General features: G+C 29.0%; 2 protein-coding genes. Both read right to left on the bottom strand.

Annotated features, from left to right (window positions below; genetic code table 11):
* On the bottom strand, positions 1-5,864 hold a 5,864-nt coding region (locus tag N4A55_RS08385), incomplete at its 3' end, for an RHS repeat-associated core domain-containing protein (RefSeq protein WP_293755156.1).
* A gap of 20 nt (positions 5,865-5,884) precedes the next feature.
* Complete coding sequence (locus N4A55_RS08380; protein ID WP_293755155.1) at positions 5,885-7,792, bottom strand: Kelch repeat-containing protein; 1,908 nt, start codon at positions 7,790-7,792, stop codon at positions 5,885-5,887.
* Positions 7,793-7,952: the final 160 nt, after the last annotated feature.

Raw genomic sequence — 7,952 nt, 5'->3', positions numbered from 1 at the left:
TGAACTTGGGTGCTTAAATCAAAGTCACGTGTATTAGATAATGATTTATACTCTTTACAGTAGCCTGTAGGGTCTATGTAGTTAACTGGATTATTGGCTACGTATGCGTAAAGATTCAAACCATCCCCGCGATAACTATCCTCTTGCAAAAATCTTCCTACCTGAGGATTATAATATCTAGCTCTTAGATAGTAATCACCTGATATTTTATCAAATTGCTCTCCAGCATATGTATATCTATTATTTATCTGTTGAGTCATATCTGTTATATTTCCATATGCATCATATTCATATGAATTTTTCATTATTCCATTTTGGTCAATAATACCAACTACATCAGTATGTGCATTTTGAAGATAGTAATAGTTTCTTCCAACTTGATCTTTTGTTGCTAATAGTGAATATCCGCTTATGTTTAATTTAGATATATTGTTATGAATATCAGTCTCAGCTATAGTATTAGCTCCATTGTTAATAAAATTAGTATAAATTCCATTTTCAACAATAGCATTTCTTAATCCTGAAGGATCATATATATTTTGTTGCCAACTTCCATCAGGTTTATAAATCTGTGTTAGCTGATTAAATCCATTGTAACTATAATTTGTTTCAAATCCATCTATTATCTCTTTTATCAAATTACCATTTTTGTTATATTCATATGAAGTTATTATATCACTTTGTTCCATTGTTGTCAGCTGATTTAAATTATTATATGTATAACTACTTGTTATTCCTTCATGTGTCTTTGTGAGACGATTGCCTACATTATCATAACTATATGTCTCTAAGCCTTTCTCTGGATATTGGACAGCTATTAATTGATTTAATTCATCATATGTGTATGATGTTTTTTGTCCATTTTTTATTTGAGTAATTATATTATCATTATTATCGTAGATATAACTATAGCTATTAATTACTTCTTCATTTTTTTTGTGTATAAGATTTGTTATGTTATTGTTATTATCATAACCGTAGGTAGTTACAACATTATTATTGTATCTAATACTATTTAAAGAACTATCTTTATTGTAATTGTATGTAGCTAATATATCTTGATTGTCTGATACTGTTTTTAATCTACCAACAGCATCATAAGTATAGCTAGTTTGTTGCTGTTCATGATTAACTAGATTAATTATCTGACCATTTTTATTATATTCATATACTAGCTTTTGTCCCTTATTGAAAGTCTTTGTTTGTATCTGTTTATTCTTTGTATATGAATATTTTAGTATCCCATTTTTATTTATAGCAGCTAGTAGACTTCCATTTTTATTATATAAATATTCTTCTTGGTCATTTGTTCCTATAATCCATTTTTTAGTAAGTCTATTATTACTATTATATTGGTAATTAATGGTTTGCCCCATTTTATCTTTTTGCTTAACCATTCTACCTTGCTTATCATATTTATAGCTAATTATATTACCTTTTGCATCAGTAATCTCTTTTATTTGGTTAGAATTAGTATAATTATATCTTGTTATATTACCATTGCAATCTTTTGTGCTTGTAATATTTCCAAAGTAATCATATGTATATTCTTCCGATATACCTTTTGCATTAATCTTTTTTGTAGCTCGTCCCCAGATATCCCTTTTATAAGTTGTTGTATTACCTTCTCCGTCAGTATGGGTAAGTATATTATTATTTGCATCATAGGTATAGCTAATGGTCACTTTACCTGCTTTTTTACTTTTTGGTGTGGTTATACTTGTTATTCTTCCTCCTATATCATAGGAATATGTTATACCATCTCTTAGAGCATCTGTTGAGCCTGAATAATAATTTTTACCACCTATACGTTTAATTAGCTGACCTTTTTTATTATAGATATTTTTTTGTATTACATTTCCTTCTTCATTAGTTATAGTTGTAATACGATTCATAGTATCATAAGTATAGGCTTTAGCAGGCCCACTATCTGTACTTTTATTATAGTTTTCTGGCATAATCTCTTTAATGATGTTGCCTACCTCATCATACTTATAACGACGAATATTACCTTCTTTATCAATTTGTTTAATAAGATTGCCCTGTAGGTCATATTCATAAGTATTATTTCCAGATGCATCAATTTGTTTAATAAGATTACCAACTTTATCGTATTCATATGTTGTAGTTCTTAGTACTTTTTCTTCACCTTTTTCATACTGAATGTTAGTATGTTTTAAATCAAATTTTAGAATATCTTGTTGGACACTGTTCTTCGTTCTATCCTCAAATATCCAATTAGTTATGTAATCAAGATCTTTCGTTCCTATGGTATTATCACCATTAATATCATATTTAAACTCAAAATATTTGTCATTGATGTTCATGTCTTTTTTAAGAGCTGTTATAGTAAAATCATCAGTTTCTACTCTCCCATCCTCATTCATATCTGGACCCCTTAGAGATTGGCTTTGACCTATTAGCTCTGTAAAAGGTTTGGTGTTACCTTCTTTATCTATATAATTACTAGATGGATTAAATGTTATATAACCAATTCCTGTTATATTTGTTTTAACCTTTAAAAATATCTTTCCTAACTCCTCTTTACCATTAAGTTTAAGATTATCCCCTACAATATTGATTTTACCTAATTGATCAGTTGTAACTTTCAATTGTTCATTAGTAGTTACTGCATTAACCAATTGGTAGATTCTTGGATCATATTGGATGTCAGCATTTATCTTTTTAATTGTTTCTCCTGTATTTGAATTAATTTTATAAACATATGTTTGGTCTTCATATATTTTTTTCTTAGGTGATTCAATCTCTAACTTTACATTGGTCTGACTAATAGTGTTTTTTGTTACTTCCTCTGTTTTTGCTATTAGTCTATTTGCCGCATCATAGGAATAAGCTGTACTATATCCTTCTGAGGTTGTTGCTTTTGTTATATTCCCATTTTTATCATATTCATAGGATGTTATTGCTTTAATATAACCATTTCCATCTTGTGCTCCAACTTGATAGTCCTCTCCTAAATCTTCTCTGTTTAGTTTTATGTATTTTGTAATGATTCTTCCTAGTTTGTCATATGTATATCCTATTTCTTGATATTTGTTTTCTTCTAATTTTGTTTTTTGAGTTAATACATTACCAAGTGCATCATATTTGTAGATGATCCTTGCTCCCTGAGTATCTGTTATTTCTATGATGCGATTGTTCTTGTCATATTTATAATTTATTTGATTATATGTAGTTGGTTGTGATGTTATTGTCACATATTCATTTGATTTTTTTTCACTTATAACCCTCCCTAATTTATCGTAGGTATATGTTGTAAGATTGTAAAATACTTTACTTCCTTCTTTTTTTAATGGTATTCTTTTCTCTAATAACCAACCTGCTAGGTTATATTTGAATAATGTTCCATATCTTTGTTTATCACTATTACCATTTAGGTATCCTAGTCCATCTATTTGCTTTATAACACGACCCATTTTATCATATACCATTTTATTTATTACATTACCTTCTGGATCTACTATTTTAGCTACTCTATTAAGTTCATCATAGGAATATGTAATTCCTTTTCCATCATCTTTTGATTCTACATAATTATTTGCATCAATCGTTTTAATGATATTGCCTAATGAATCATATTTTATTCTTGCTTTTTTTCCTGATGAATTTATTATTTTTATTTTTCTATTTTGTATATCATATTCATAATTTATTCCTTGTCCATCATTAGTCGATGAATTATAAGCATTGGGGTTAACCTCTTTTGTTTTATTACCTCTTATATCATACTGAATTTTATAAACATTTCCCAATGGATCTGTTTGTTTAATAAGTTTGTCCATTTGGTCATAATTATAAATATATCCGTCTCCATCACCGGTTTTGTTGTTATATTGTTGCGGATTAATAGTTTTAATTAAGTTGCCTTCAGCATCATAGAGCATTTTGGTTATGTTCCCAAGAGGATCCGTTATTTTTGTTATATTATCCCAATTATCATATGATAATGTTGTTGTCCCATAGTCTGTTGTAATTGTTTTTATTCTACATAAGGTATCATAAGTATAATTGATTTTGTTGTTTTCTGGATCTGTTATAGTTTTTGGTAGATTACCCATATCATATGTATACGATGTAATAAATCCTTCCGGATTTGTTCTTGTAAGTAATCTTCCATAACTATCATATTTATAAGTTGTTGTAGTATATGTATTTTTATCAATCTTAGTTTTATGTTCTACTATTTTTGAGTTATTGTTATATATAAATATTTGTTCTCCACCATCTGGTGATTGTATTTTAGTTAGATTATCATTATTATCGTATGTAAATATAGTTTCATAGTTAAATGGGGATGGGGATATAATTTTAGTCATGTTATTTCTATCATCGTATTGGAAACTAGTTTTATAGCCTTTTCTATTTGTTATGCTTGTCTTATTCCCATATTTATCATAGGTAAATATTTGTGTAGTTCTATCACTGTATTCTTCTTTTATTATATTCATGTTTAAATCAAAAGTATATTTCGTTTGATCCCCTGTTGATTGTGTCACATGTTTATTTACTAATGTTGCCTCATTGTATTCATACGTTATAATATTACCCACACCATCTTTTTGCCAGTTTATCCTACCAAATTCATCATACTGATTTTGTATATATGTATTGCCATTATAATCTGTTGCGGATATTATGCCATGTTGGTTATAAGTATATGTTTTATTTCCTTTTTTAGTTTGAACATTAATTAGGTTGTTTCCTTGGTAATTAAATGCCACATATCTTCCCTTCTCATCTTCAACCCTTATTAATTTGCCATTAGTTATTTGGACATCCAATGATTGATTAATACTACTAATTCTTGTTAGAATACCTTTAACATCATAAATCAGTTCTACAGTATTATTATTTTTATCAGTTATAGATGTGAGCTTTCCTAACGATGAATACTTATAAGTTAATTTATTTTTAAATTCAAGTGTAAAAGAACCATTTGATTGTTTTGTCAGTGTTTCTTTTACAGTATTAGGTCCTGAATAGGTATCATCAACCTCTTGCTTAGTAAACGTTACAGCATGCCCATCAGGATATTTTATTGTTACTTCATTATTTTTGGTGTCTTCTTGTAAGCTTGTTTCATAGTTCCAACGCCATCCTTTTCCCAGTAAACCTATTTCATCAGATAGAGAGTTATAACTTCGTTCTATTGATATTGGCAAATGATCCTCAATAATAATATCTGTACTATTTGCATAATAGTTACCTGTTACGATGTTAACTGGGTCATTAACCAACTGTAGAGGTCCATAATTAAGAACTATTTCATCACCCTCTATATAAAAACCTTTATATTGTGCTTTATATTTTCCATGCCACACCAAATCAGGCACCCATTCTAGCTTATAGATTGTACCACACCATTGTACATCATAATACTGGGTCTTTGTATAGGTATCACCATTTTTAGGATTACTTGGTATAGAAGAAGTTACAACCTCACCTTGCGTTGTACTACCTCTATATACTGTACCAGAATAACCGGCTACCGAATAATCTTTTGAGTTTCCTATATTAGTACTATTAACGCTTGACCATCTCCATAAGTTACCTGTAAAAATATAAGTGTTTTCACTATACCCTGCTGATTTCTCAACATAATTGACTTGTTTAGACTTTTTTTCATATTTACCTTCATCAACTTGATGTCTTCCTGAATCATCAATATAGGTTAATTTAAGAATTTCTAATCCTTCTGTTCCTTCTACTTTATATCTAGGTTTGAAAGATGATACATCAGTACTTGATATCTCACCCATAGTTTTTTCCATTGCATTAATTTTTAGATTTAGCATCAGACTTAGTATAATGATTAATAACATGTAGTATCTTAATTTATTCATGAATGAATTCTCCTCCTATTTTATTCCTCTAAAATTCTCAGTTCATTATTATTAATATTTGGAATACTGATAAAAAATCCTTCTTCATTTACTACCTGTACCTTCGTAACTAAAAATTTTGAAGGAGAGAATGATTTATATTTTACTTTGACTGACACTAGATCAAACTTTCCATCTACCCCTTGAACTGCTCCTGTTTTTGATATCATCAAGTTGAGTATTCCTTTTTGACTATCATTGGTATAGTTAATATATTTTGAAGGTTCATAGCCTAATACTGGTGATATAATACTATCTTCAAGGATTTCTATTTTATTTGGATCATATTCAATCCTAATAAAAAAAGTATAGAAATTATCCATATTATTAGCTCTTAGTAAGATTTCAGATTGTTTAGCTTCTTCGTCTGCTTCCACCCACTCTTTAACCGTAAACCAGTTTTCTACTGATAAACATACAGCAGGAGTATTTTGTTCCCATAATATATAACTTTTAATATCGCTCCAACTACTAGTTGTATAATGCTTACTTCTAACTCTGTAAATATGTTGATAATTCCTCTCTATATTCTCATGATGATATATATTCTCAAACCCATTATCTATAATTTCCCCATTCAGTTCAACCTCATATGTTATATAGTCTTCCTCTTTGTTCCATTCTAACTTAATACGTTCTTCTTCAGGTGTCATGGTAAAGTTATTTGGTGGATTTGGTTTGATAAAAGATGCTTGTTCAACGCTACTAAGTGGATAAGCATCATTTGTTCCTCCAACCACATATAATAGATCTTTTATAACTACTGCTCCAAAATTAAATCTTTCCTTACTCATAAATCTTTGTATAGCAAAAGTATTATTATAGACGTCATATTCTTCTACTATGTCAAATGCCGTTGTATTATACCCTCCTAATATATAAATTTTATTGTAGATATTAATTAATGACATACCATATCTAGGTATTGGCATATATCCTTTTTGTCTCCATGAATCTGTAAAGGGATTATATACTTCAATTATACCTAAACTTGAACCATCATATCCTCCTAATACATAAATCTCTCCATTCACTACTACACTACTACATCGACTTCTTGGTGTTGGCATTTCTGACTTTTTTACCCAAGTATCTGTTTCGGCATTATAGTGTTCAATTATGTTCAAAATTCCATCTTGTTCGTTGTATCCACCAATTGAATATATATTATTATCTATTACCACGGATGTGGAATTACTTGCTGGTGTAAGTTTATCTGCTATTTTAGTCCATTTATCAGTTTTTAAGTTATATACATCTATTGATCCTAGAGTACCCTTTTCTTTATTATATCCACCTATTACATAGATTCTATCTTCAATAGCTACTACAGACGGAGCATATCTTGTTGTAGGCATCGTTGTTACTATTCTCCATGTATTAGTCACAGGATTATACTCTTCTATATTATTACAATAACTTTTTCCGTATCCTCCAACTGCATACAGCATATCATTTATTACAACAACCCCTACACCATGCCTTGATAACATAAGCTCTTTTTTATATTTCCAATGATCAATTGTTTTATAAAATGGCTCTGTTGTAAGTTGTGTCACTGGTTGACTCCATTCACCATATTTTCCATTCTTTTTTGCCCTTATTTTAAAAGTATAAGCTGTTCCTGATTGTAAATTGTTATGTATATAATTAATAAAATTGCCATTATCAATTATTTTTCCATCGACCTCTATTTCATAACCTTCTGCATCTTTTACTCTATCCCATTTTATAATAATTTTATTATGTGTTGCAGTTGTATTAATTGCAGAAGGTATATCTAATAGATAATCTATGGTATCAGCAAATACTGGGGATAAAGAATAAATATTAATAATTATTGCAAATAAAAAGAACCCGCTTATTAATTTTCCATATTTTTTTAACATCTTTTACCTCCTAAACTGTGAAATATTCTCTCGGAATCTCTAAGCCAGTAAATTCAACGCTTCTAGATTCCTTTTTATTAAAACCCCCCACTTTTTTGTCAAAAACCATTGACATATTCATCGAAAAATGTGCGCTTCGCGCCTTGATTATGAAATATAT

Source organism: Vallitalea sp. (assembly GCF_025211055.1).
In the GTDB taxonomy this organism is placed as follows: Bacteria; Bacillota; Clostridia; order Lachnospirales; family Vallitaleaceae; genus Vallitalea.
This window is presented reverse-complemented; position numbering and strand designations above follow the sequence as displayed.

Coding starts and splice junctions, on each gene's coding strand:
- N4A55_RS08380 (WP_293755155.1), bottom strand. CDS start 7,792: ATGTTAAAAAAATATGGAAAATTAATAAGCGGGTTCTTTTTATTTGCA.